The sequence below is a fragment of the Phaeovulum sp. genome, assembly GCF_047638075.1.
GTDB lineage: Bacteria > Pseudomonadota > Alphaproteobacteria > Rhodobacterales > Rhodobacteraceae > UBA6197.
On sequence record NZ_JBLJBV010000099.1, the window covers coordinates 1 to 25902 of the forward strand.

Genomic DNA, 25902 nt, shown 5'->3' on the forward strand with positions numbered 1-25902 from the left:
AAAGAAAGGCGGTTTCCTCAAAACTGCGTAGCTTGCGGCTATGGATACGCTCCAGCGGCATCTCGCGCAGCTTCTCCATCGCCCTTATGCCGATCAGCAAATGGTTAGCCACCTGGGAACGGTAAAATTCAGTTGCCATGCCCGGCAGCTTCAGTTCGCCGTGCAAAGGTTTGTCGGAGACGCACAAAAGCGTGCCGTAGGGCACCCGAAACCGGAAACCGTTGGCAGCAATCGTGGCGCTTTCCATATCCAGCGCGATGGCGCGGCTTTGGCTAAGCCGTTGCACCGGGCCGGACTGGTCGCGCAGCTCCCAGTTGCGGTTGTCGATGGTGGCAACCGTGCCGGTGCGCATGATGCGCTTCAGCTCATACCCCTCCAGTTGGGTCACCTCTTTCACCGCATCTTCCAGCGCGATCTGAATTTCGGCCAGTGCCGGAATTGGCACCCAGATTGGCAGATCATCATCCAGCACATGATCTTCGCGCAGATAGGCATGGGCCAGCACGAAATCACCCAGCCGCTGGCTGTTGCGCAGGCCGGCACAATGGCCAACCATCATCCAGGCATGGGGGCGCAACACCGCAATGTGGTCTGTTGCGGTTTTGGCGTTACTGGGGCCGACGCCGATATTGACCAGCGTTATCCCCTGCCCATGCGGACGTTTGAGGTGATAACTGGGCATCTGCGGCAGCTTGTCGGGATGGGCCAACGGCTCATCGGCACTGGTGATTACCGCATTGCCCGGCCCCACAAACTTCGTATAGCCCGAGTGCGGATCTGCCAGCATCCGCCGGGCCACCGTCTCGAATTCCTCGACATAGAACTGATAGTTGGTGAACAGCACATGGTTCTGGAAATGCTCAGGCTTGGTGGCGGTGTAATGCGCCAGCCGCGCCAGTGAATAATCTATCCGCTGCGCGGTGAAGGGGCCAAGATGGCCTGACCCGTCTTCGTTTGGCAGGGCAGTGCTGTTGACGATATCATCATTGGTGGTGGTCAGGTCCGGCACGTCGAAAACGTCGCGCAGCGGAAAGTCCAGCACCCCCTCTTGCGGCACGTTCACTTCGGGTTTGGCGGCAACGGCAAAATGCACCGGCATCGGTGTGGACGAAAGACCCACCTGTACCGGCACCCCGTGATTATGCATCAGATGGCCCAACTGCTGTTCCAGATAGTAGCGAAACAGGTCCGGCCGGGTGATTGTGGCCACATAGGTGCCCGGTGCCGCAACATGGCCAAACGACAGACGGTTGTCAGACTTGGCATGGCTAGTCGTCGTTAAGCGAACCTCGGGGTAATAGGCCCGAAACCGCGCCAAAGGCCGCCCAGAGCGCAGGGTTTCATTGAACTTTTCCAGCAAAAACCCGGTTGCTTGTTGGTAAAGTATCTGTAGCCGCGCAACCGCCTCGGCGGGGTCTGTGAAAATCTCGGGGGTGGCCGGGGGCGGGGTCATTATTGTCAGATGTTCGGTCGTGTTCATTTGATTTTCTTCCATGGCCGAAACGTCAGCGGGGCGGGGCGTCATGCCTCGCCCGGTTCTTTGAACAGCGGGGTCAGCTGAAACCGTGTCACATCGACCAGCCCCAGATCCGAGATCCGTATTTCAGGGATCACTACCAGCGCCAACAGGCTGTGCTGCATATAGGCATTGTTCAGGGAGCAGCCGCATTCGGCCATCGCGGCCACCATGCGCTGCGCGGCAGCGGCCACCTTGGCGGCAGGGGCGTCCGACATCAGCCCGGCGATCGGCAGCGGCACGGCGGCAATTTCCGCCCCGTCCTTCCAGACCGTGATGCCTCCGCCCATCTCGCCCAGACGGTTCGCCGCGGCGGCCATCATTTCGCGGTCGGTCCCAACCACGATCATGTGGTGGCTGTCATGCGCAACGGTAGAGCCCATCGCCATGCGCCCCTGATAGCCAAAGCCCGACACAAACCCGTTGACCACCCCGCCGGTGCCCCGGTGCCGTTCCACCAGCGCGATCTGGGCGATATCAATGGCGGGGTCGGCGGATACCAGCCCCTCGGCCACGCCCAACTCTGCGGTCAGCGCCTTGGTTGGTGCTTGATTCTCAACAACGCCAATCACCCGCGCGGTAACGGTATTGGCGCCCCCGGGGGCGCGGATTGCAAAATCGTCCGCCGTCAGCCGCTTGCCAAGGTTCACCGTTTGCCGCGCCGCTGCGGGCCAGTCGTAATGCGGGCAGGGCACCTTCAGCACCCCATCTTTTGCGACAGTCACGCCGCGCGCGATCACCTGCTCAATCGGCAGCGTGCGCAGATCCGAGGTCAGGATCATATCCGCCCGCCGCCCCGGCGTGATACTGCCCAATTCGCGTTCAAGCCCGAAATGGGTGGCGGTGTTGATCGTGCACATCTGAAGCGCGATCAGCGGGTCGCAACCGCAGGCGATTGCGTGGCGCAAAACGCGGTTCATATGTCCCTCATTCACCAGCGTGCCAGAGTGGCAATCGTCAGTGCACAAGATAAAGCTGCGCGGATCAAGGCCGCGTTCCGTCACCGCCGTGATCTGCGTTTCCACATCATACCACGCCGACCCCAGCCGCATCATTGACCGCATCCCCTGGCGCACGCGCGCGATGGCATCGGTCTCGCAGGTGCCTTCGTGGTCGTCGGCGGCGCCGCCCGCGACATAGGCGGCAAAGCGGTGGCCCAGATCGGGGCTGGCGTAATGGCCGCCCACGGTTTTGCCCGCGCGCATCGTGGCGGCCATTTCGGCCAGCATCTTGGCATCGCCCGCCACCACACCGGGGAAGTTCATCATCTCGCCCAGACCGATGATGCCGGGCCAGCCCATTGCCTCGGCCACATCCTCGGCGGAAATCTCAAAGCCCGTCGTCTCAAGCCCCGGCGCCGAGGGGGCGCAGCTAGGCATCTGGGTAAAGATGTTGACGGGCTGCAATGCGGCCTCGTCATGCATCATCCGCACCCCGGAAAGGCCCAGCACATTGGCAATTTCGTGCGGGTCGGTGAACATCGTTGTGGTGCCATGCGGAATGACGGCGGCGGCAAATTCTGCCGGGGTCAGCATGCCGCTTTCGATATGCATATGCCCATCGACCAGACCGGGGATCATATAGCGGCCTTCGGCCTCGATCACCTTGGTGTCGGGGCCGATGCAATGGCCCGCATCCGGCCCGATATAGGCGAACCGCCCGGCCACTACCGCCACATCATGGCCCGGCAGCACCTCGCGCGTGTGAACATTGACCCATTGCCCGCCGCGGATCACCAGATCGGCAGGCACCCGGCCCATGGCGACGGCAATAAGCTGCGGCGCGGCCTCGGCCCAGGATTTCAAAGAATTTATCGTTTCCATGCCGAAACCTGCCACCTTGACGCCCCCCTTTCAAGTGACGTTGTGATGACAGACCCCGTGCGCTATCAACGCGGCAGGATTGGGCAGAAAGGCGCCGCGATGAAAACGCTTCTTTCACTGGGCCATGGGTATTCGGCGGCAGCACTTGCGCGGGTGTTGCAGCCGCAGGGCTGGCAGGTGATTGGCACCACCCGCACGCAAGGCCGCGCCAAGGCGCTGGCCGCTGACGGGGTTCAGCCGGTGATCTGGCCCGGCACGCCGCTGGCCCCCCATCTGGCGCGTGCGACGCATGTGCTGACCTCGGTTGCGCCCGGCCCCTCAGGTGATCCGGTGCTGGAGGCCGAGTCTGCCGCCATCACCGCCGCCGCACCGCATCTGGAATGGCTGGGCTATCTGTCAACTACCGGGGTTTATGGCGACCATCAGGGCGGCTGGGTTGATGAGGCAACGCCCCTGACCCCCACGACCAACCGTGGCCGGGCCCGTGTGTTGGCTGAATCCGCCTGGCAGAGGCTGGCCGAAAGCGCGGGGCTACCGCTTCATATCTTCCGGCTGGCGGGTATCTACGGCCCCGGTCGCGGCCCGTTTGAAAAGGTCCGCGATCGCACCGCGCGCCGCATCATCAAACCGGGTCAGGTGTTCTCGCGGATCCATGTCGACGACATCGCCGCGACACTGGCGGCCAGCATCGCGCGGCCCCGCCCCGGCGCGATCTATAACGTCTGCGATGATGACCCGGCCCCCCCCGAGGATGTGCTGGCCCATGCCGCCACACTTTTAGGCCTGCCGCTGCCCCCCGCCATAGCCTATGACGCCGCCGTGATGAGCCCGATGGCGCGCAGCTTTTACGCTGAATCAAAGCGCGTTCGAAATACCCTGATCAAGGATGAACTGGGCGTGACCCTGCGCTACCCCGATTACCGCACCGGGTTGGCCGCGCTGCTGGCCGCCGACTAACGGGCGGCCCCCGACAGGCGGCTGGACAGCAAATCCCCCGATTCCGCCAGAATAGGGTAGGCCGCCATCGAAAACGCCGTGTTCACCGTTTTCAGCGCGCGCAGCGTTTCTTGATGGATGTTCGACGTCTCGATACTTTCTGCCAGCCCCTGTTGCAGCCGCCCCAGATGCGAGCGCTGCAGCGCCTGCTCAATATCGCGGACGGCCTCTTTCTCGGCCACCAGTTCGCGCGCGGCATCAGGCTCCAACGTCATCAGCACGTTCAGCGCCAGTTGCACATTGGATAGCACTCGGTCATGAAAATCGCGGATTTCACGCCAGCCAGCATCAGAAAACGCGACCCCGCCCAGGTGCAACCGCCGTGCAAGCCCCAGCATCGAGCGGGCAATCGCATCGCTTGCCGCCTCAAGGTTGATGGCGATCGTTGACAGATCAATGCTTCGTGTCGCTGTTTCTTCATCAAGCTTGGCCCGATTGATCTGTGCCAGATACAGTTTGGTTTCAAAATGCATCCGGTCCACGGCCTTTTGTTGCGCCTCAATGGCGGCGGCGGTGGCGTCATCCCAATGGTCATACATATTGATGGCCGAGCGCAGCATCGCCTCGATCTCTTCTCCGATGCGCAACACTTCGCGGGCGGCGCAGGCGATTGCACGGTCGGGTATGTCCAGCGCAACGGGATCCAGCGCCGACACCCGCTGTAGCGCCGCTGCCGGGTCAGGTTTGGGCGGCAGTAGTGCGGTGGCGGCGCGGGTAACAGGCCCGGCCAGCGGTATCAACGCCAGGGCCAGCACCAGATTGAACGCCAAATGCAGATTGATGACTATCCGTGCGGGGGTTGCCCCCAGCCAGTCCAACGGCGGGTTGAACACAAAGATCGAACCCAGCACCAGCGCAGCCCCACCGCCGCGCAGCACCAGATTGGCAACCACCACCCGCCGCGCCTCCAAGGGTTGCGCCAGGGTCAACACATAGGCAATGAACGATCCGCCCAGGTTTGCACCCAGGACCATCGCCACCGCCGCGGGCACGGGCATCACCCCTTGCAGCACCAACGTCACATAAAGCAGCACCGCCGCAACCGAACTGTGGACCACCCAGGCAAACAGCGCCCCCAGCACAAACGCCGTCAGCAGATCGCGCCCCAGATACCCCATGGCGGTTGCCATGCCGGGGCTGTCGCGCAGCGGTTCGGTCGCCTCCCGGATCATGTCCAGCGATACGAAAATCAGCGACAGGCCAATCAGTATCCGGCCAACCTGACGTATACGGCGGTCCTGCCCGCGCAAGAACAACACAACCCCCAGCAATAGCAGCACCGGCACCAGCCAGCTTTGCCGCACCAGCAAGATCTGCGCCACCACTGCCGACCCCAGATCTGCGCCCAACAGCATCACCAGCGCCGCAGAGGCCACAATCGTGCCGCTGGCGGCAAAATTTGCCACCAGTATCGTCACCGCGGTTGAGCTTTGTAACATTACCGCCGCGATGACACCGGTTCCCGCCGCCATCAGCCGGCTTTCCGATGACCGCCGTAGCCAGCGCCGCAGTTGCACGGAAAATGCCCGCTCGACCCCGGTGCGCACCAACCGCACCGCCCAGATCAGCAGGGCGGCGGCGCCAGCCACATGCAATACAAACAAAAGGGGGCTGGTTGTCTCCAAGGTGTCTTCCTGCTTCTATCTTGGGGCACGCTTTGTCGTATGCCCGTACTTTGCTGTCATTTGGTCGAATTCTGTTGCCAGTTATGCGCAGATGGCAATAGGCTTCCATGAAATGCGTAACAAAATCACGCGACTTAGATGTTTCATCATCCTGGGGAGGATACCATGACAAAGAACGCTCTTGGCGTTTCCGTAGCGGCGCTTGCTCTGGCGCTTGGTGCGCAGGCGGCTCAGGCCGAACGGCTAAGCCTTTATTGCTCGCCGCAAGAGGAGTGGTGCCAGATCATGGCCCGCACCTTTGAAGAGACGACGGGCATCACCGTGGACATGACGCGCAAATCCTCGGGCGAGACCTATGCCCAGATCAAAGCTGAATCCTCGAACCCCAAAGGCGATATCTGGTGGGGCGGCACGGGGGATCCGCATCTGCAGGCCGCCGAAGAAGACCTGACCGAACCCTATATCTCGCCGATGCGGGACCAGTTGCACCCATGGGCCATTGCGCAGGCAAAAGCGGCGAATGATAAAACCATCGGCGTTTATTCCGGCGCGTTGGGCTTTGGCTATAACACGACCTTGCTGGCGGCCAACAATCTGCCCGAACCGAAATGCTGGGAAGACCTGACCAAGCCCGAATTCAAGGGCCAGATCCAGATTGCCAACCCCAATTCCTCGGGCACCGCCTATACGATGCTGGCCACTATGGTGCAGCTTTTTGGCGAAGATAAGGGCTTTGACTATATGAAGCGCCTTCATGCCAATGTGAACCAATACACCAAATCCGGTTCCGCGCCGATCAAGGCTGCTGGACAGGGCGAAACCACGGTGGGCATCGTGTTTTTGCATGATGCGGTCGCACAAACCGTAGCGGGTTTTCCGATTGTCAGCGTCGCCCCCTGCGAAGGCACCGGGTATGAGATTGGTTCAATGTCGATCATCAAGGGCGCACGCAACATGGACGCGGCCAAAAAGTTCTATGACTGGGCGCTGACCAAAGAGGCCCAGGATCTGGCGCTTCAGGTCAATGCGTTTCAGGTGATGTCAAACGTGAACGCCGCGAAATCGGAATTTGCGCCGGATATGTCGGCAATCAAGCTGATCGATTATGACTTCAAGAAATACGGCGCCAGCGATGAACGCCGCCGCCTGCTGGAAAAGTGGGATAACGAAGTCTCCACCCTGCCGCAATAATCCCCTTGCGGACCCTCGCCCCTGAAAAAACCACTTACCCGGTTCTGATCTTCTGGATCATCGCCGGGTGGGTCGGTATCGCCCTTCTTCCTTGGTATGGGGTCGAAGCGTTCTGGCGGTTCGCCTGGCTGTCGCGCGGCTGGCCAACCGACCCTGACTATGCCCCCGCCGCGGTTCTGGTGGCGATGGGGCAAAAGCTGTGGCTGGCGCCGATGCTTTTGGCGATGGCTGCGCCGTTCATGGTGATCGGGCGGCGCAAGACCGACCCCCTTTATGCCCGCGTACTGATCCTTGCCGGGGGTTTTGGCTTTGCGTGGCTGGTGGCGCAGGGGTTGGGCATTGGCTTGCACGGCTGGACCGCCCCTTGGCTAGAGGCGCTGTTTGGCCCGCTGGGAACCCGTCAGTTCGGCATGGGCTACGGCGCGCTGATTACCGCGTCGGCCTTTTTGTTTCTGTTTACCCAAGGCATTGCCGCGCGGGGTGCGGTCGGCGGCGATGTGTTTGTCACAGGCGCGATTGGCGGCGTGATCGCGGTGGTCACGATCTTTGTATTCTACCCGATTTTCATCATGATGATGTCGGCTTTCGCGGTTCAGGGCGGTGGCTATTCGCTGAGCGAATTTTTCGGAAAGATGTTTTCCGAACGGATCTGGGGGCTGGGCTGCCTAAGCGGCACGCGCTGCGGTGTGGCGTGGAATTCGCTGTTTCTGGCGGTGCTGGTGGGGGTGCTGACCACGCTGTTGGGGCTGGTGTTCGCGCTGGTGCTGACGCGGTCGGGGTTTCGCTACAAAGGCGCACTTCGGGCGCTGACGGTGCTGCCGATCATCACCCCGCCCTTCGTCATCGGTCTGGCCATCATCCTGCTATTCGGCCTTTCGGGCGCCATTACCACCTGGACTGCAGATCTGTTCGGTATCCGCCCCACGCGCTGGGTTTACGGTATGCCCGGTATTCTGATCGCGCAGGTTCTGGCCTTTACCCCCATCGCCTTTCTGGTGCTGATCGGTGTCGTCGAAGGCGTCAGCCCGTCAATGGAGGAGGCCGCCCAGACGCTTCGCGCCAACCGCTGGCAGACCTTCCGCACCATATCCTTGCCGCTTATGCGCCCCGGCCTGGCCAATGCCTTCTTGCTGGGGTTCATCGAATCCATGGCCGATTTTGGCAACCCGCTGGTGCTGGGCGGCAACTTTGACGTGCTTTCGACCGAGATCTTTTTTGCCATCGTCGGCGCGCAATATGACCAAAGCCGCGCGGCGATTCTGGCGATGGTGCTTTTGACCTTCACGCTGGGCGCGTTTTATCTGCAACGGTTCTGGCTGGGCCGCAAAAGCTATACCACCGTCACCGGCAAGGGCGATGCAGGGGTGCACCCGGCCATGCCCGCCGGGCTGGCGATCCCTGTCTATGTCATCGCGGCGCTATGGGTTGCGTTCACCGTGGTGATTTACGGGATGATCCTTTACGGGTCGGTCGTGCAGCTTTGGGGGGTGAATAATACGATCACCCTCAAACACTATGTCACCGCCTTCAGGGTCTCGCTTGACGATAGTGGCATCCGCTGGACGGGTTCGGCGTGGGGCAGTTTCTTTACCACGCTGGTGATTTCGACCCTCGCGGCGCCGTTGACTGCCGCCATTGGCCTGATCACCGCCTATCTGCTGACGCGGCAACGATTCGCCGGAAAACGGGCGTTTGAGTTTGGCACGATGCTGTCTTTCGCCATTCCCGGCACGGTAATCGGCGTCAGCTACATTCTGGCGTTCAACGTCCCCCCGATCGAGATTACCGGTACCGGGTTGATCCTGATTGTAAGCTTTGTGTTCCGCAATATGCCGGTGGGGGTGCGCGCGGGTATCGCCTCGATGTCGCAGTTGGATAAATCGCTGGACGAATCCTCGCTGACGCTGGGGGCAAATTCGTGGCAAACCTTCCGCCGGATAATCCTGCCGCTGCTGCGTCCAGCGATTCTTGCGGCACTGGTCTATAGTTTCGTGCGGGCGATGACGGCCATTTCGGCAGTGATTTTCCTTGTGTCGGCGCGCTACGACATGGCCACCAGCTATATCATCGGTCGGGTTGAAAATAACGACTACGGCCTTGCCATCGCCTATTCCACCGCGCTGATCTTTGTCATGCTGGCGGCGGTCGGGCTTTTGCAAATTCTGGTCGGTCGCACGAAGATCGGGCGCCGCACCAGCCATGACACCAAAGGAGCCTGACATGACCGAAGCCCTGAAAGCCGGTGTGCACGCCAAGGCCGCCTCGGTCAGCTTCCGCAGCGTGTCCAAGGTTTACGGCCGCAAGGTTGTCGCGGTCGATAACGTCGATCTGGAGATTGCACCGGGTAAACTGGTCACGCTTCTGGGCCCCTCGGGGTGCGGCAAGACCACCACGCTGCGGATGATCGCGGGGCTGGAAATGGTAACGCGGGGCCAGATCTTCATCGGTGATAAAGACGTAACCACGCTACCCGCAACCGACCGCGACGTGTCGATGGTGTTTCAAAGCTATGCGCTGTTTCCGCATATGACCGTGCTTGAAAACGTCAGTTACGGGCTGAAGTTCTCGGGCTTCAACAAGGCCGACACCCGCGACCGCGCGATGGCGGGTCTTGGCCTTGTCGGGTTGACGGACTATGGTGACCGGCTGCCCAGCGAATTGTCCGGTGGCCAGCAGCAGCGCGTTGCCGTCGCCCGCGCGCTGGTGCTGGAACCGCAGGTGCTGCTGTTTGATGAGCCGCTCTCGAATCTCGATGCGAAATTGCGCCGCCAGGTCCGCGAAGAAATCCGCGAGATTCAACAAAACCTTGGCCTGACCGTCGTCTATGTCACCCATGATCAAGAAGAGGCGCTGGCGGTTTCCGATGAGATCGTGGTGATGCGCAACGCCGCCATCGCCCAGATCGGCACCCCGCGCGACCTTTACGAAGCGCCCGCTGATGCCTTCGTGGCCGACTTCATCGGCGAGGCCAATCTGATCCCCTGCACGATTGTATCCGTCAGTGGCGATACCGCCGAAATCTCGGTCGGCGGCTACCTTCACAAACTACCCGCGCGCGGCCTGCCCCCCGGCCCCGCCCAGCTTGCCGTGCGCCCCTCAAGGATGCGGGTTCTTAAAGGCGCGGGCGAGGGTGTTCCGGCGGTGATCGAAAAAGCTACCTATGTTGGCAGCCGGATGGAATATACCGTCAACGCCCCCTTTGGCCCGGTGTTCGCGGTGCTTGAGGATGTGACCGACCCGTTCCAACCGGGGCAAGAGGTGACACTATCGTTCAGAACTTCGGGGCCGGTACTTTTACCTGGCTAAGACGCAGATAGGGCGCCGGACACCCTGCGGGCAGGGGGGGGCTGGCCGATGCGATGGGTAATGCGCATTCATTGTGCCTCATCATACCCATTCAACCAATCCCTTCGATGCGACCAGATCTGCCGCCATGTGGCCGCCCTGTCTTTTGGCCCCTGCCCACCCAGCAGCCGCGCCTGCAACCCAAAGCCCAACATCCTAAGCGCAACCAATCCACGAAACAGCACCTTTAGCGACCAAAGCCGGATCGGTCCCCAGTGCCGGGACGCCAGTGTGATTTTAGCACGGATCAAGCGCTGCATCTTGGCGGCACGGACAGTGTCAGACAGCCCGCCATAATGAATTATCTCAGCCTCAGGCGTCACCATTGGGCGGGCGCCTCGCCTGCGGGCGCGCACGCACAGGTCCGCCTCTTCGCCATACATGAAAAAGGCCGGATCAAACCCGCCCAACGCCTGCCAGGCTGACCGGCGGATCAAAAAGAAACAACCCGTAACCGTATCCACCTCTCGCACGGTATCGCGTCGCCAGCCACCATAGGCATCGTAGTTGAAAATCGGGCTGCGTGGCCAAAGCCGGGTCAACCCCACCGCCCAGCAAAACGTGCCCCAAAGCGACATATCCCGCCAACACGATGTGGCGTTAAGGCTGCCATCCGCAAATAATGTGCGCCCACCCCAGATACCGGCTTTGGGGGTCTCGCGCGCAAAGCGCATCAGCGTATCTATCGCACCCCTCAACACAACTGTATCAGGATTCAGCAGTAACAGATATTCGCCAGACGCTTGCCCGGCCGCCAGATTGTTGGCCCCGCCAAAGCCCAGGTTATCAGGGCGCGCGATCAGCGTCAGATCCGGGAACTCGGCGGCAATGGCCTTGGCAGAACCGTCAGGCGAGTTGTTGTCAACCACGATAAGTTCAAACGACGTCTGGCAGGTTTCACGATAGACCGAACGCAGACATTCCAGCGTAACGTCAGCCGTGTTGTAGCTGACCACGATAATGGAAAGTTCAGGGGAAATTGACATAAAGACCTAAGAAAGTTGAGAACAAGATCAGCGTTCACGCCGTCTTGACGGGGCTGGCGGACGGCGAGAGTAATTTTGGGGAATGCTTTCGCGAGGGCGCGTGTAACCAACATGAGGCGGGGCGGTGGGCTGCCTCTCGGCCCCGTTCGGGGCGTCGTCCGTGTCGGTCGAGTCGAGGATCCAGGCACCGCTGCCTAGCAAAAACATGAAAAACACATAAATGACCTTCCAGTAATGCACGGTCCAGCCGCCCAGAAAAAAGCCGACCATACACACCAGATAACCGGTGCGATACCGCGCCACCCGTTCCGACAACCCGGTTTTGAAAATGATCCCCAGAAAAAGAGAGAAGAAGGCCAATTGCAGCATTAAAGCTGCCGGAAGGCCATTTTGCACGGCCGAAACCAGCCAGAACATATCCATGCTGGAGCTCATCCAGTAGGGCCGCGCCCACTCACCCAGACCAACCCCGAAAAACGGGTAATTCATCACAGATTCTGTGCCGTAATTCCAGATCCTCAGTCGGTTCGATGCCGTCCAGGGATCAAAGGCGAAATAGGCGATGAAAATTGCCGGCACCGAACGTTTGGCCGCTATTTCAAGCGCAATATACATCGTCGCCACCATACTGGACAGAACAACCCATCGCTGCCGAAACCCGCTGAGGACCCTATCCCACAATATCAACGCTAATTGGGCGATCAGCGCCGTCAACGGCCCGGATGACAGTGACAACATCACAGATAGGGTGACCAGGGCAGTTTGAAACAATCGACGCAGCTTTGACGTTTTATAGCCCAGAACATAATATGTCAGTGCCGTGGCGCCGCCACAAAATACGCCAAAAAGAATAGGGTGTGGAAACACCCCCTGAACGCGATCCAGCCCCCAGCGAGGTTCTTTCCAGACGATATTATCGGTTGACCCCAGCCTTTTTGCCATTTGCATGAGAATGTCGTTACCGGTCAAGGTTTCGTAAATCGTAAAAGGAAACATCGCCGCAATCACCCAGAACAGAAACTTGACCATGGCGTAAAAACTGTCAGCATCGCGGACAAAACAGCGCGCCAGCAAATACGCGCCCATCGTTTCAATGAAACTGATTCCGCCCGGCATAAGCATGGCGTCCATACCTTCAAGCACCAATAGGCCAAGGCTTATCCAGGCCCACATCAACAAGAGTGCAATGTCAGCAATGCGTACCCGCCCGGCGCGACCACTCAGCCACAATCCGACACACGGCAACACCGCGATCAGCAGAACCAGTCGGTTGGCCGATAGCAACATCGGCCCGACATGGAACAGGAACGGCACCGTAAGTGAAACCAGAAAAACCCTGACCGGCCATCTCGCAACGTTGGCACTAGCGGATTGGCCCCGCGCAGGCACTTGAAAATCGGTGTCTTTTCCCTGTCTGGTATCTGTCACGTTTGACTGCTTTCCTTGGCAGGGCCAATTCTATTCTTCGGTATATCACAACATTTTCCCAAGGTATGCGGCGATAGCAAACAACGACATAACGATCATTGGCTCCTTTTACAGATGGCACCTGCTTTTTCCACAGAAGTTTGCTAAGATGATCTGGAAAATGCGCGTGACGCATCATCGAACCTGACAACGAGGCCTCCACTAATCCAAGGGAAACATATGACTGTAAGCGTATCGGTAGTTCTTCCGACTTATAACCGATTACTCAGCCTAAAGGTTGCCTGCGAAAGTGTCTTGAACCAATCATACCGCGATCTGGAGTTGATCGTGGTTGATGACGCCTCAACCGAAAATTTGCGCGCCATGATCGACGATTTGGGCGACGACCGCGTGAGGTATCTGCGCCATGCACAAAACGGCGGCGCATCGCGTGCGCGCAATACCGGGCTGGCTGCGGCAACGGGACGTTTCATCGCCTTTCAGGACAGTGACGATCTATGGCTGCCAGGTAAGCTGGAACGCCAGATGGAATTGATGAACTCTTTACCCGACAGCGTCGGTGTCGTTACCGGCTCCAAGATTCTCTATGGGCGCGATAGCGCACATAATTACGGCCCGGGCAAAGTTACCTGTGCCCCCCCCCCCGGCCAAATACTAAAGCTGGAAGAGGATCAGGTGCGCCGGTTTTTGGAAGGTAACCGGATCAGCCTGCAAAATACACTGTTCCGGCGCGAGTGCTTTCCGGGTGACAATTGGTTCGATCCCTGCGCCAAGGCCAATGCCGATTGGGAATTTACGGCTCGGCTTGCCCAGCATACCAAGATCTACGAGGATATCGAACCCGTCGTTCTAGCTTTCATTTCCGCTGACAGTATTTCAACCAACACCCGTAAAAAAGCCTTGGGCCTGCTACGCATTCTGAAAAAGAACCGCGCCGCTTTTGCCCACTACCCGGATGTGCATACTAAAAACCTGATACAGCTGGCGCGGATGCTGGTGCGTCTGGGTAAAAGGCGCATGGCGTGGCGGTTGATCCGGGCAGGGCTAAAGATACATCCCCGGTCCGTTATCGGAAAAGACGGATTCAGTGGCGTGATCTGGCGGCGATTCCGCAACAGTCTGGCCCCCGGAAGCCGCGCCTAATTTCGATTCCAGCGTGATAGAAGTTCCGCCTCAGAGTCGCTGGCAATCAGCCCAATCATCCGTCGCGCCCGGTGCAACCGGATACGAAACAGGCACATAAAGGCAAGGCCACGTTCGCGAAGCCCGATCAGACGAGAGGTCAACAATAGCTTTGGGATCTCGGCCAGGGGTGACAGCCCCACAGCTATCGCGCGTAGAAAGGTCCGCGGGCGCCATAAGAATTTATCGCGCAGGCGGTTGAAATCATGCGCGATATGCCGATCCCATTTCAGTTGCAACGCATCAAATGAGGTGCGCGCAGGGTGATAGACCACCATATCCGGCACATAGCGGATAGCATGGCCTAACCCCGTGGCACGCAAACCCCAGTCGCGGTCTTCGGAAATGGCAACGCCACCGAAGGGACCGACCGCCTCAAACACCTCTCGCCGCACGGCCAGATTACCCGCCCCCGTAAAGCCCTGTTGAGAGATGTATTTATCCATTCTGTAAGCATAGACCATTTCATATGCTTCAAGGGCCGTAGTCCGCCGTTCAGTGGCCCGCGGGATGAACACAGCCCCGCCAAGTATCCCCACCTGCGGGTCTGACGCAAAAATCCGCGTAATAGCCGCCAACCAGCCAGCATCGGCCACGCAGTCGGCATCGACAAAAGCAAGGATCGCACCCGAAGACGCACCAACACCAGTATTGCGCGCGGGGCCGGGGCCCGGCGTCAACTCTGCCAGCAACCTCACCCCTGGAAAACGGGCACAAACATCATGTGGTAAAACGTGAGAGCCGTTATCCACTACGATCACCTCAGCCAAATCGAAAAGCCCGGTCTGCGCCGCCAACGACCTAAGGCAGCAACCGAGCGCCTCTGACTGATTCAGGTGCGGCACGATTACGCTGATGGGCAAGGTACTGGCCAAAAATACGCTCCTTTGCGTTTCGACATCCGAGGATCGGGCACCAGGCGTCCCAATCTGCATTTTCGCTCTGCCTAACGATAGATCAAGCCTTAAGTGCAGTGTCCGGCGGTGGCCTTGTGCATAGGGCTGGGCGGCGGGCGGGTGGAAGAGTAGAAACCGCACCTTTTGTTATCTGCAAGACAAAAGCGGCATAAGCAGGACCGTGGGCACGATGTAGGTTCAAACCTGCCAGGGCGCCAAAGCCTGCTGTTCAACGGCGGTTTGCGGCCTTTTTGGCCCGTTATCCCGCGATCACGTCAAATTCGGGTGACAACCCCAAGGCAGCCACTTTTGCCCTTATCTCGGCTTCGTAGGCGGCATTGGAAATCAGAACCAGATCCGGGCGCATTTCAGCGAGCGCGTCGGGTGCGACAACGGGCAGCGCCACCCCGGGCGCGTAAAGCCCGTGTTTGCGGGGGTTAAGATCAACCAGCGCGGCCAAGGGGGCAGCGGCATCCGGCCCCAACGCATTGGCAAAGGTAATACCCTTGGATCCCGCCCCCCAGATCACAGCGCGGCCAGTCATCCGGCCCAGACGGGCGCGCCATTTGTCCAATTCTGCATTGGCAGCAGCGGCGAAGGCATCCGCCGAAGCCGCCGTGGTTGCAGTGCCATCTGCAACGAAGTCGGGGGCCGGGTCTGCGGCCAAAGCCTCGACCATCAGAAACTGATCTGCATAGCCGGCGTTAACCGTCTGCGGCTGAAACCCTGCGCGGCGAAACAGCGTGGTTATGGCGGGCGCCGTCCAATAGCCGACGTGTTCATAGATCACGTCCCACATCGAAACCGCATCCAGCATCCAGCCCGCGTTTGGCACCTCAAAATAAACCGGCACATTGCGCGGGCCAATAGCTGTGCGAATGTCGCGTATCAGGGCCATCGGGGTATCAAGATGCTCCAGCACATGGCGGCAGAGGATGGCGTCAAAAGGCCGGTTCAGTTGATCCGAGCGGAAGTATTCAGGCACGATGGAAACCCCCTTACGCCCGGTAAACGGGCTGGGTTTTCCCTGCATTGACGGGTCAAACCCGGTCGCGGTTGCCACGCCGTTCTGCGCCATCAGGTCCAGCATATGCCCATCGCCACAGCCGATTTCGACGATGTGTTTCCCCGCCAGCCCATGCCGCGCCACCAGCCCCGCTGCCAGCCGTTCGGCAAATTCCTGAAACCGCGGGGAAAAGTGCAAGGCGTTTTCATAGCCGGGGGCATAGACCATCCGGCCCGGATCAAACGCCGCGTTCCAGATCATCGCGCAGGTACCACAGCGCACCAGATCAACGTCGCCTGCAGGCGCGGCTTGCGCAGCCTTGGCGTCGGGCCAAAGCTGATTGCAGATCACCGGCACGTCGCCCAAACTGAACACTGGCCGCAAATCGCTGCCTGCGCACACCGGGCATTGGTTTGAAAGCGCCATCATACCGCCACCAATTCCGGATGTAGCCCCATCAGGGCCAATTGCGCCCCGATTTCCGACAGATAAACCGGGTTCATCACGATCACCGTATCGGGCCGCGCCTCTTTCAGGCTTTCGGGGGCACTGACGAGGTGGCCGGTGCCGGGCAGGTATTTACCCTGTTTGAACGGGTTGATATCAATCACCTGCGCCACCTCGGGGCCAAGCCCATTGGTCGTCAGAAATGACACGCCTTTGGATCCCCCCCCCCAGATCGCCACGCGCTTTCCATCCGCATGGCGCGCGCGGACATAATCGGTCCAAAAGGCGCGGATCTGTGCGACCTTGGCAGGAAAAGCGACGGCAAGCGCACGCATTGCGGCAAGGTCGTCCTCTGCCGCCAACACCGGGCGGCCTGCGGCGGGTTCAGCATATTGAATGATGTATTGGTCATCATAGGCCGCGTATAGCCGCGTCACATCCAGCCCCGCGCGGCGAAACAGCCGCGCATGGCTGCCAAGACTGAAATAGGAGCAATGCTCGTAATAAATGTCCCAAAATGCCCCCTCGGCCAGCACTCGGCGCACGTCGGGGGTTTCAAAGAATACGCCCACATCCTTGCGCGCGCCGATAACGGTGGCGATATCGGCCAGGAACTGGCCGACGGCGGGAATATGCTCCAGCGTATGGCGGCAGACGATAAAATCTGGTGGGGTGGCAATGGTTGCCGGGTCGAAATATTCGCGCTGAAAGGCAATGTCCTGCCCATCCGCACCCGGCAAACGTTCCGGGATGAAACCGGGGTCCACGCCCAAGGCCCGCGTGCCGGTCTGGGCCACCAACTCTTGCAGGAAATCGCCCTTGCCGCACCCAATTTCCAGCGTGTTGAGGCCCCGCAAATCATAAAAGCTGGCAATTTCAGCCACCAGATCACGGGCGAAGCGGTTGAACGTGCCTGAAAAATGCTGGCTTTCTTCGGTGGTCGAGGCGTAGTCCACCTGTGCCAGATCAAAGGCGCTGTTGAACACGAAACCGCAGTCATCGCAGAACATCAGCACCAGCGGGCGGCGCGGAAAATCCCGCGCCTCGGCTGGGGTATCCAGCAGGATACAGCTTTGCACCGGGATCGCATCCAACCGGTAGATCTGGGTCAGATGGTGGCTGCCGCAAGCAGGGCAAGGGGTTGGTGCTTTGGTCACGCGTTCCTCCTGCGGTTTAGCCTTTGACGATTTCAAGGTCGGGGATCGGCACCACGAAACGTCCGCCCGATTTCAAAAACGCCTGCTGCTGGCGGATGATCTCATCGCGGAAATTCCATGGCAGAATCATCACATAATCGGGCCGATCCTCGGCCAACCGCGCCGGATCGTCGATCCGCACCCGAACTCCGGGCATGTATTTGCCCTGCTTATGGGTGTTCTTGTCCACCGCATATTCGATCGCGCGGTCATTGAGGTTGAGAAAGTTCAGCATGATCGTGCCCTTGGCCGCAGCACCATAGGCCGCGATGCGTTTGCCGTCGGCTTTCAGGCTGCCAATCAACTGCCGTGCCCGGTCGCGGAAATCACGCACCCGCGCACCAAAGCTGGCGTAATAGTCATAACGATCAAGGCCAAGATCAGCCTCTTCCTTCAGGATCGCGCCAACCGCAGCAGAGGGCGCGGCCACCTTACCAAAATAGAGCCGCAAGGAGCCGCCATGAATAGGCAGACGGCGCACATCATTCAGATAGAGCCCGTGGCGTTCAAACAGCGCCTTGGCGGAACCGGCTGAAAAATAACACAGGTGTTCATGATAGATCGTGTCAAACTCGATGTAGTCGATCAGATCGCGCACATAGGGAAATTCGACCACCACCATGCCATCATCTGCCAGCAAATCGGCAAACCCGGCCACAAGGTCGTTCTGGTCCGCCACATGCGCCACAACGTTATTGGCAATGATCACATCCGCGCGGCGCCCCTTGGCACGCAGGCTATCGGCCACGCGGGTGCCAAAGAAATCGACCACAGTGTCAATGCCCTTGGCCTGCGCGGCACTGGCGGGTTGTCTGGCGGGGTCCACACCCAGAACGCCAATTCCCTTTTCCTTGAAGTTTTGCAGCATATAGCCATCGTTCGAGGCAATCTCGACCACCAGACTATCAGCGCCAAGGCCGCGCATCTGGATCAACTCCAACGCATTGTCGCGGCTGTGTTTCAGCAAGTCTTCCGAAAAGGACGAAAAATACAGATAATCATCGCCAAACATTTCTTCAGCCGGGCGGGTTTCCAACAGCTGAACCAAGGCGCAATCCGGGCAATAGCCCAACCGTAGCGGCACCAATGACTCGCGCCGCCCCAACGCCGCCACATCCAACAGCCCATCCGAACGCGGCATAAGCCCAAGGTCGAGGATTGGCTGCAAGCCCTTGTGCCCGCAGGAAATGCACGAAACCTGTGCGGCATCAGAGGCAAAATCTGGGGTGATGTCTTGCGGATCAGCCGCACGTTCTGCCAGCGCCTTTGGCGTGTGGCGCAGGGCGGTATCAATGATGCCATCGGTGATCAGCTTCTTGATATGGCCGATGCGTTGGTAGCGCGGGCCTTCAAATTCCTCCAGCGTCAGATGTTGGGCGTTATACGCCTCATACAGCGATTGCGCGCCTTTTCGGGCGTCCCATTGCGGCTGAAAGTCTGGCATCACGCGCTGAATTTTGTCGCAGTTGACGCGGTAGGACCGCTTGTCGGGCCCCGCGTCGTCGGCAAATGTCACTTTGCAGCCCGGCACGATATCTGCCACGATCTGCGCCAATTCCTTGATCTGATAGTTATGCGCCGTGATCCCGACATTGAAGGCCTCATTGCGGATACGCTCTACCGGCGTGTTCAGCGTTGCCATGAAGGCGCGGCTGATATCTTCGACATGGGTGATGGGCCGCCAGGGGGTGCCATCTGATTTCATATGGATCTGCCCGGTCGTCACGGCCCAGGCCACGAGGTTGTTCAACACCAGATCAAACCGGATTCGCGGACTGACGCCATAAGCGGTGGCGGACCGCAAAAACGTTGGGCAAAAACTGTCGTCCGCCAACTTGGCCAACCCCAGTTCGGATTTCACCTTGCTTTCACCGTAGGGCGTGACCGGGTTGAAGGCGCCGTTTTCGTCGATGAAATCCGCGCCCCCTGCCCCGTAGTTTGAACACGACGAGGAAAACACGAACCGCGCCACCCCGGCCGCCTTGGCGGCGCGGGCCACGGTCATTGTGGCTTCGTAGTTGATCTCATAGGTGGTTTCGGGGCGAAAATCCCCCAGCGGGTCATTTGACAGCGCCGCCAGATGCAGCACCGCGTCAAAGCCCAGAAAATCGGCGGGAACGACATCGCGGATGTCTTTGAGAAGCGTCGGCACCGTGGGCATTTCGCCACCCGGCGCAAAGGTGCAGCGCTCATAAAGATCGCTGTCAATACCCATCACCTCGTGCCCCGCGCTTTTCAGCATCGGCGTCAGCACGGTACCGATATAGCCGCGGTGGCCTGTCACCATTACACGCATCTTATTTCTCCCACACGGCCCAGGGGCGGTCGCCGGAATCCCAGAGCTTTTGCAACACATGCTTGTCACGAAGCGTATCCATCGCCGCCCAGAAACCTTCGTGGCGATAGGCCATCAGCTGCCCGTCCCGCGCAAGGTTTTCCAACGGTGCATGTTCAAACATCACCTGATCACCTTCGATATAGTCAAAGACCTGCGGCTCCAACACGAAGAAAGCGCCGTTGATCCAGCCCTCAGCGGTTTGCGGTTTTTCTTCAAACGCGGTTACCCGATCACCGTCAAACCGCATGTGACCATACCGCGCCTGTGGCCGCACCGCTGATACGGTCGCCAGCTTACCGTGCGATTTATGAAACGCGATCAGCTTTTTGATGTCGATGTTCGACACGCCGTCGCCCCAGGTCAGCATGAAGGTTTTATCGCCAAGATAGGGTTTCAGCCGTTTGACACGGCCACCGGTAAGAGTTTCATCGCCGGTCTCGATCAGGTCAATTTTCCATTGCGAGGGGTCTGGCTCATGGCGCTGAACCGGATCCGGGCTACCCATGTCAATGGAAAGATTACCCGCGAGCGTGCCATATTCGACAAAGTAGCGCTTGATGAAGTCACCCTTATAGCCCAGCGCCACGGAAAAATCGTTGAACCCGAAATGTGAATAGATCTTCATGATGTGCCACAGGATCGGCTTACCGCCAATTTCAACCATCGGTTTCGGGCGAACACTTGTTTCCTCGGCAAGGCGTGTGCCTTTACCACCGGCGAGAATCGCAGTTTTCATAAAACTTTTCTCCGATGTTTTGGGGTTGGAAAGATACGGCTAAACAAATCACCCTCTGCGGCTGGCACTCCGGCAAGGGAGGCAGGGCGATGAAATGCGCGACCCTTGACGCACGCCCGAATCATAAACAAATGAAACCGTAGATAGCTTCTTAAGGCAAGAAAACATTAGGAAATAGCCAGATCGACAAATTGGAAATTGGCCGACGAAAGGTTAAGCCCGTAAACTCCGTTCAACACTCCGATCAATTCATCTGCCTCTCCGGGCTGTCCCGCCAGCCAGATTGCGGTGCCATCGGGCAGGCCAGCCGCATCGCTGGTCAAGGTATAGTCGGCCACCGTTCCCGCCAGTTCAATGATATCGGTGCCTGAGTTGAAATCCCACACAAAGGCATAGTCCTCGATCCCGGAGGAGGCTGGATCACCGTCGTTGTAATAGGCCCCGTTCGCGTCACCGAAAACAAAGGTATCCGCACCGCCGCCCCCAACAAACACATCAATCTCGCCTGCACCGGGGTTAGCTGTGCCAAGATCAACGGCCGCCAAACGTTCATCGGCGTCCGTTCCCTGGATGATATCGCGCCCGGTAATTTCACTAACCAGGATATCACCAAAAGTTACGTCGTAATAATGGGCGTTGAGGTAGATCGACCCCGTTGCCGGGGCTTCGCTGATCGTAAATGTTTCAATGGTTTGCAGCGTCCATCCCACCGGCTCGGAACTGCCTTCCTCCCAGACCTTGAGGCTGTATTGCCGATCATAAAGCCCGACCTGTTCGACCCGGACCGTGAAATTATAGGTTACCCCCTCGTCCAGGCTGAAATTGGTTTTGCCCAGCACCTGCGAGAATTTGTCGTAGCTATGACTTTTGAACAGGTCAGTATAAAAGAACGCGGCCCCCGGCTCATAGCCGCTATGTGGCTGCATATTGCCAAAACGGCTGTCGTTATGACCGTTCCAAAGCATTCCAATGGCAAAGCCGCCCCCATCGCGCCCGCGCGGATCAACGCTGTGAAGATCGTGCATGGTGATGGTCAGGTTCAATTCATAATTATCCCAGCTTTGATCCCCCAAAACCAAAAGGCGATCATAGCCAGTATCCACAGGCCGCACGCCATCAGAGGTAACAGCCCAGGTGCCATCGGCCACCTGCACCACATCCTGAATATCTGTGACGGTTGCCCAGTCGATCGCATAGTCAGGCGCCCAGTCATGACCTGCTTCGTAATCGACGGTGACAGTGCGGGTGTAGGTCTGCCCGTTCGTCATGGTCGCAGTAATCGTTACCACATCGTCAACATTCGATCCGTCAAGCGCGCCATAGGCGATATCAACGTTGAAATCACCGGGATTGTGCAAGCGCCTCGTATCTTCGCCCAAGGACAGCGGCTTGGCCGGTCCACCGTTCAGCGAATAACTCAGCGAGGCGACATCTCCGGCAACATTACCAAGGATATTGATCCACTCTTGCCCCTCGCCCGGCGCACCAAAGCTTTGGTTGGGCCCATACCACAGATTGACCGGGTTCCCGACCACGATACTGACCTCGGCCGTATCGGTCAGATCTCCGTCGCTCACGGTATAGGTGAACGTATCAGTACCCTCCCAGCCCGCCACAGGCAGATAGCTGAATGTGCCATCCGCGTTATCGGTCAGTGTTCCGTGGCCTGGCTGAGTCACAGAGACGATGCCAAGCGCATCATCATTTAGATCCGTGTCATTTGCCAACAAGGTTGCAGCATCAAAGGTCAACAGCGTTCCAACCGCCACCAACAACTGGTCATCCCCCGCCACGGGCGCCACGTTCACGGGCACGATATTCCCGTCTTCGTTCATGATCGGGGATGCGGTGTTTTCGAAATAATCGACCAGCGCCGTGAAACCTGACGCCGCCCCGGTATTGGCCGCGAATACCCCAGCCGACGAGGCTACGAGGCTGTGACTAAAGCTGCCTGCGGCTGTCCAGGTCTCGCCGTCCGTCGAATAGGCAAACGTCCACTGATCGCCATCGCGGGTCACTTGCAGGTAGGGGGCATCGCCACCCGGCACCGTCACCTTGAATTGCGCGGTTGATTTGCCATTTACCGTGACCGCTGCAAACGCATAAAGGTTTTTACCGTCAGAATAGGTGTCAAAGCGGACCCAGTTGCCCGCATCCTGTTCAACCAAAAGGCCCTGCATCTGGAATTTTGCGGTAGGCTGGCTTAAGAAGCGTGTCTCAATCTGGAAATCATCGTTGGTAATCGCCTGCATTGCGCGGGTGCCGTTATTCGTGTTCCAGACGTCATTGCTGCCATCAGGCGATACAAGCGCCAGATAGGCATCGGTGGCGTTGGCGGCAACTGACGCCGAAACGCCGGCTGGTCCGGCAATTTGCCAGACGGGGTTAAGAGCGGGCGCCGCAAAATCGTCAGATGTCAGCTCCGTCGGTGGTTGCCCCTCTGCGGTCACGGTAATGGCCACAGCGCCAATATCGGCAAATGTGCCATCGGTCACGGTATAGGTGAAACTGTCCGGGCCGGAATAGCCGGGCGCAGGTGCATATGTGTAGGTGCCATCACCATGATTGATCAGCGTGCCGTGGCTGGGCTGATTGATTGCCGCAACAGTTAGCGCGTCACCATTGGCATCGGTATCGTTGGCCAACAAATCAGCCGCACTGAAATTGAGGGGGCTGTCATGTGCGGTACTAAATGCATCATCCCCCGCCACGGGCGCCACGTTCACGGGCACGATATTCCCGTCTTCGTTCATGATCGGGGATGCGGTGTTTTCGAAATAATCGACCAGCGCCGTGAAACCTGACGCCGCCCCGGTATTGGCCGCGAATACCCCAGCCGACGAGGCTACGAGGCTGTGACTAAAGCTGCCTGCGGCTGTCCAGGTCTCGCCGTCCGTCGAATAGGCAAACGTCCACTGATCGCCATCGCGGGTCACTTGCAGGTAGGGGGCATCGCCACCCGGCACCGTCACCTTGAATTGCGCGGTTGATTTGCCATTTACCGTGACCGCTGCAAACGCATAAAGGTTTTTACCGTCAGAATAGGTGTCAAAGCGGACCCAGTTGCCCGCATCCTGTTCAACCAAAAGGCCCTGCATCTGGAATTTTGCGGTAGGCTGGCTTAAGAAGCGTGTCTCAATCTGGAAATCATCGTTGGTAATCGCCTGCATTGCGCGGGTGCCGTTATTCGTGTTCCAGACGTCATTGCTGCCATCAGGCGATACAAGCGCCAGATAGGCATCGGTGGCGTTGGCGGCAACTGACGCCGAAACGCCGGCTGGTCCGGCAATTTGCCAGACGGGATCAAGCACCCCTGTGGAAAAATCATCCGACGCAAGGTCGCTGACCGGCGGTGGCGCACCGGCAACCGAGACTGTCACGGTAGCAATATCAAAAAGCGCCCCATCGCTTACGCTGTAGGTAAAGCTGTCTGGGCCGGAATAGCCGGACGCCGGCGTATAGCTATAGGTGCCATTACCGGTATCGCTTACCACACCATGTAGGGGTTGGGTTATGGCCGAAATGCTTAGCGTGTCGCCGTTGGCATCAGTATCATTTGCCAAAAGCTCAGTAGCAGTAAAGCTTAGAGTCGTGTCGAGTGCGGTGCTTAGCATATCATCACCAGCTACCGGCGCATGGGCTTGTGGTATTACATTACCGTCTTCGTTCACGATCGGCGTGGCGGAATTTTCAAAATAATCGACCTTTGTGACATAACCCGGCGGCGGCCCGTCAAACAGTGTACTGCCCGCAAACACGCCGACCTCGGCCACCGTCATCGCGCGGGTCAGGGTATGTGCGACGGTCCAGTTCTGGCCGTCCTGGCTGTACTCAAACTGGAAAGTATCGCCGCTGCGAGTGATCCGAAAGTCTGACACCAACCCCGAGCCAATTTTCTGAAATAGCGGATAGGTCGTGACTCCATCTTCGATCAGCCCCACGATCAACTTCAACCCGCCGTTATAGGCCAGATCAAAGCGGATCCAGTTTTCACTGTCTTGCACGACCAACAGGCCATGTTCTTGAAACTTCGTTCCCGGCTCATCCAAAAACCCGGCACTGATCTGAAAATCCGTATCCGCCATGGCCTGCAAAAGACGCGGCGTCGTCAACACATCTGACGCACTGACCTGCACCCCCGCCGGAGAGGTGATGGACACAAATGCATCCGTATCTGAAACCCCCAGTACCGCAGACCCCGCAATACCCGAAAATTCCCATTCAGAGCCCAGCGTGGCACCCGAAAAGTCATCCGAAACCGCGCCAGCAGGATTACCAATTGTAAGCCGAACCGCAGCAGAATCGGTCAAGATGCCGTCAGACACCGTATAAGAAAAGCTATCCACCCCCTCAAACCCAACAGCCGGCGTGTAGGTAAATGAACCATTACCGTTATCAACCAACGCGCCATGGCCAGGCTGGGTAACGGAAACAACCGTCAAGGGATCGCCGTTGCCATCGCTATCGTTATTCAACAAGTCTGCTGCGGTAAACGTCAGCGGAGTATCGGTAGGGGTGCCCAACGCATCATTAGACGCCTCTGGCGCGATATTGATCACCGGAATTATACCGTCTTCATCTAAAATCGGCTGCGCGGTATTCTCAAAATAATCAACCTGCGCCGTGAAACCGGTCGCAGCACCAGTATTTCCAGCGAACACTCCGGTAGACGTCACATCCATAGCGTAGCTAAAACTGCCCGCTGTCGTCCAGACAACACCATCCTGCGAATAGGCAAACGTCCACTGATCGCCAGCCCGCGTCAGTTGTAGATAAGGGGCAATATTCTCGGGGATCGCCACCTTGAAGGCGTTGGACGACACCCCGTCCAGCGTGATTGCAGCAAAAGCATAAAGCCTTTTTCCGTCTGAATATGTGTCAAACCGAAGCCAGTTTTCGGCGTCCTGCTCAACCAAAAGCCCTTGCATCTGATACTTTTCAGTAGGTTGACTAAGGAACCGTGTTTCGATCTGAAAATCTGCGTTCTCAGTGTCTTGCATCGCGCGGGCACCGTTATTGGCATCCCATACGTCGTAAGATCCGTCAGGCGTGGTCAGGGCAAGATAAGCATCCGTGGTATTGACGCCCAACCCAGAGCTCACCCCAGATGGCCCCTCAATCCGCCAAACTGCGTCCAACGTGCCGTCAGCAAAATCGTCTGAAGCCGCCATGATTGCCCCACCCATTCCTA

Annotated in this window: 16 protein-coding genes; 5 read left to right on the forward strand and 11 right to left on the reverse strand. The window is 58.6% G+C overall.

Annotated elements, in window-relative coordinates; translation table 11 throughout:
- On the reverse strand, window positions 1-1480 hold a 1480-nt coding region (locus ACM62R_RS14665; RefSeq protein WP_415184789.1), incomplete at its 3' end, for an AMP nucleosidase.
- 41 nt (window positions 1481-1521) lie between these two features.
- Window positions 1522-3339: an adenine deaminase gene (ade, locus tag ACM62R_RS14670; protein ID WP_415184790.1), complete on the reverse strand. Its 1818-nt coding sequence runs from the start codon at window positions 3337-3339 to the stop codon at window positions 1522-1524.
- Window positions 3340-3438: 99 nt separating this feature from the next.
- Here ade and ACM62R_RS14675 point away from each other — a divergent pair, with 99 nt between their 5' ends.
- Window positions 3439-4296, forward strand: a complete 858-nt coding sequence (locus ACM62R_RS14675; RefSeq protein WP_415184875.1) for an SDR family oxidoreductase — start codon at window positions 3439-3441, stop codon at window positions 4294-4296.
- Here ACM62R_RS14675 and ACM62R_RS14680 read toward each other — a convergent pair.
- Complete coding sequence (locus ACM62R_RS14680) at window positions 4293-5960, reverse strand: Na/Pi cotransporter family protein (RefSeq protein ID WP_415184791.1); 1668 nt, start codon at window positions 5958-5960, stop codon at window positions 4293-4295. The two genes, ACM62R_RS14675 and ACM62R_RS14680, sit on opposite strands and share 4 nt — an antisense overlap.
- 165 nt (window positions 5961-6125) lie before the next feature.
- Here ACM62R_RS14680 and ACM62R_RS14685 point away from each other — a divergent pair, with 165 nt between their 5' ends.
- From ACM62R_RS14685 to ACM62R_RS14695, 3 genes are read left to right on the forward strand one after another with little or no spacing between them, the layout of a single operon-like run.
- Entirely contained in the window at window positions 6126-7151 is a 1026-nt protein-coding gene (locus ACM62R_RS14685; protein WP_415184792.1) for an ABC transporter substrate-binding protein, read from the forward strand.
- Between the two features lie 5 nt (window positions 7152-7156).
- Window positions 7157-9370, forward strand: a complete 2214-nt coding sequence (locus ACM62R_RS14690; RefSeq protein WP_415184793.1) for an ABC transporter permease — start codon at window positions 7157-7159, stop codon at window positions 9368-9370.
- 1 nt (window position 9371) lies between these two features.
- Complete coding sequence (locus tag ACM62R_RS14695; protein ID WP_415184794.1) at window positions 9372-10457, forward strand: ABC transporter ATP-binding protein; 1086 nt, start codon at window positions 9372-9374, stop codon at window positions 10455-10457.
- A gap of 68 nt (window positions 10458-10525) precedes the next feature.
- On the opposite strand, the gene ACM62R_RS14700 is transcribed toward ACM62R_RS14695, so the two are convergent.
- Window positions 10526-11482: a glycosyltransferase family 2 protein gene (locus ACM62R_RS14700; RefSeq protein WP_415184795.1), complete on the reverse strand. Its 957-nt coding sequence runs from the start codon at window positions 11480-11482 to the stop codon at window positions 10526-10528.
- A gap of 27 nt (window positions 11483-11509) precedes the next feature.
- Window positions 11510-12796, reverse strand: coding sequence for an O-antigen ligase family protein (locus tag ACM62R_RS14705; protein ID WP_415184796.1), 1287 nt, complete (start codon window positions 12794-12796; stop codon window positions 11510-11512).
- Window positions 12797-13129: 333 nt separating this feature from the next.
- Between ACM62R_RS14705 and ACM62R_RS14710 the strand changes: the two genes are divergently transcribed.
- Window positions 13130-14053, forward strand: a complete 924-nt coding sequence (locus tag ACM62R_RS14710) for a glycosyltransferase family 2 protein (protein ID WP_415184797.1) — start codon at window positions 13130-13132, stop codon at window positions 14051-14053.
- Here the strand turns inward: ACM62R_RS14710 and ACM62R_RS14715 are convergent.
- The 6 genes from ACM62R_RS14715 to ACM62R_RS14740 form a co-directional block, all read right to left on the reverse strand.
- Window positions 14050-14967: a glycosyltransferase gene (locus tag ACM62R_RS14715; RefSeq protein ID WP_415184798.1), complete on the reverse strand. Its 918-nt coding sequence runs from the start codon at window positions 14965-14967 to the stop codon at window positions 14050-14052. The two genes, ACM62R_RS14710 and ACM62R_RS14715, sit on opposite strands and share 4 nt — an antisense overlap.
- A gap of 280 nt (window positions 14968-15247) precedes the next feature.
- Complete coding sequence (locus ACM62R_RS14720; RefSeq protein WP_415184799.1) at window positions 15248-16369, reverse strand: class I SAM-dependent methyltransferase; 1122 nt, start codon at window positions 16367-16369, stop codon at window positions 15248-15250.
- A 50-nt stretch (window positions 16370-16419) separates the two neighbouring features.
- Complete coding sequence (locus tag ACM62R_RS14725) at window positions 16420-17598, reverse strand: class I SAM-dependent methyltransferase (protein ID WP_415184800.1); 1179 nt, start codon at window positions 17596-17598, stop codon at window positions 16420-16422.
- 16 nt (window positions 17599-17614) lie between these two features.
- Window positions 17615-19933, reverse strand: coding sequence for an NAD-dependent epimerase/dehydratase family protein (locus ACM62R_RS14730; protein ID WP_415184801.1), 2319 nt, complete (start codon window positions 19931-19933; stop codon window positions 17615-17617).
- Between the two features lies 1 nt (window position 19934).
- The gene (gene rfbF / locus ACM62R_RS14735) at window positions 19935-20711 is read right to left on the reverse strand and encodes a glucose-1-phosphate cytidylyltransferase (protein ID WP_415184802.1); all 777 of its coding nucleotides are present in this window, start codon (window positions 20709-20711) and stop codon (window positions 19935-19937) included.
- A 167-nt stretch (window positions 20712-20878) separates the two neighbouring features.
- Window positions 20879-25882 (reverse strand): cadherin-like domain-containing protein, encoded by a 5004-nt coding sequence (locus ACM62R_RS14740; RefSeq protein WP_415184803.1) that lies wholly within the window; start codon window positions 25880-25882, stop codon window positions 20879-20881.
- Window positions 25883-25902 lie beyond the last annotated feature (20 nt).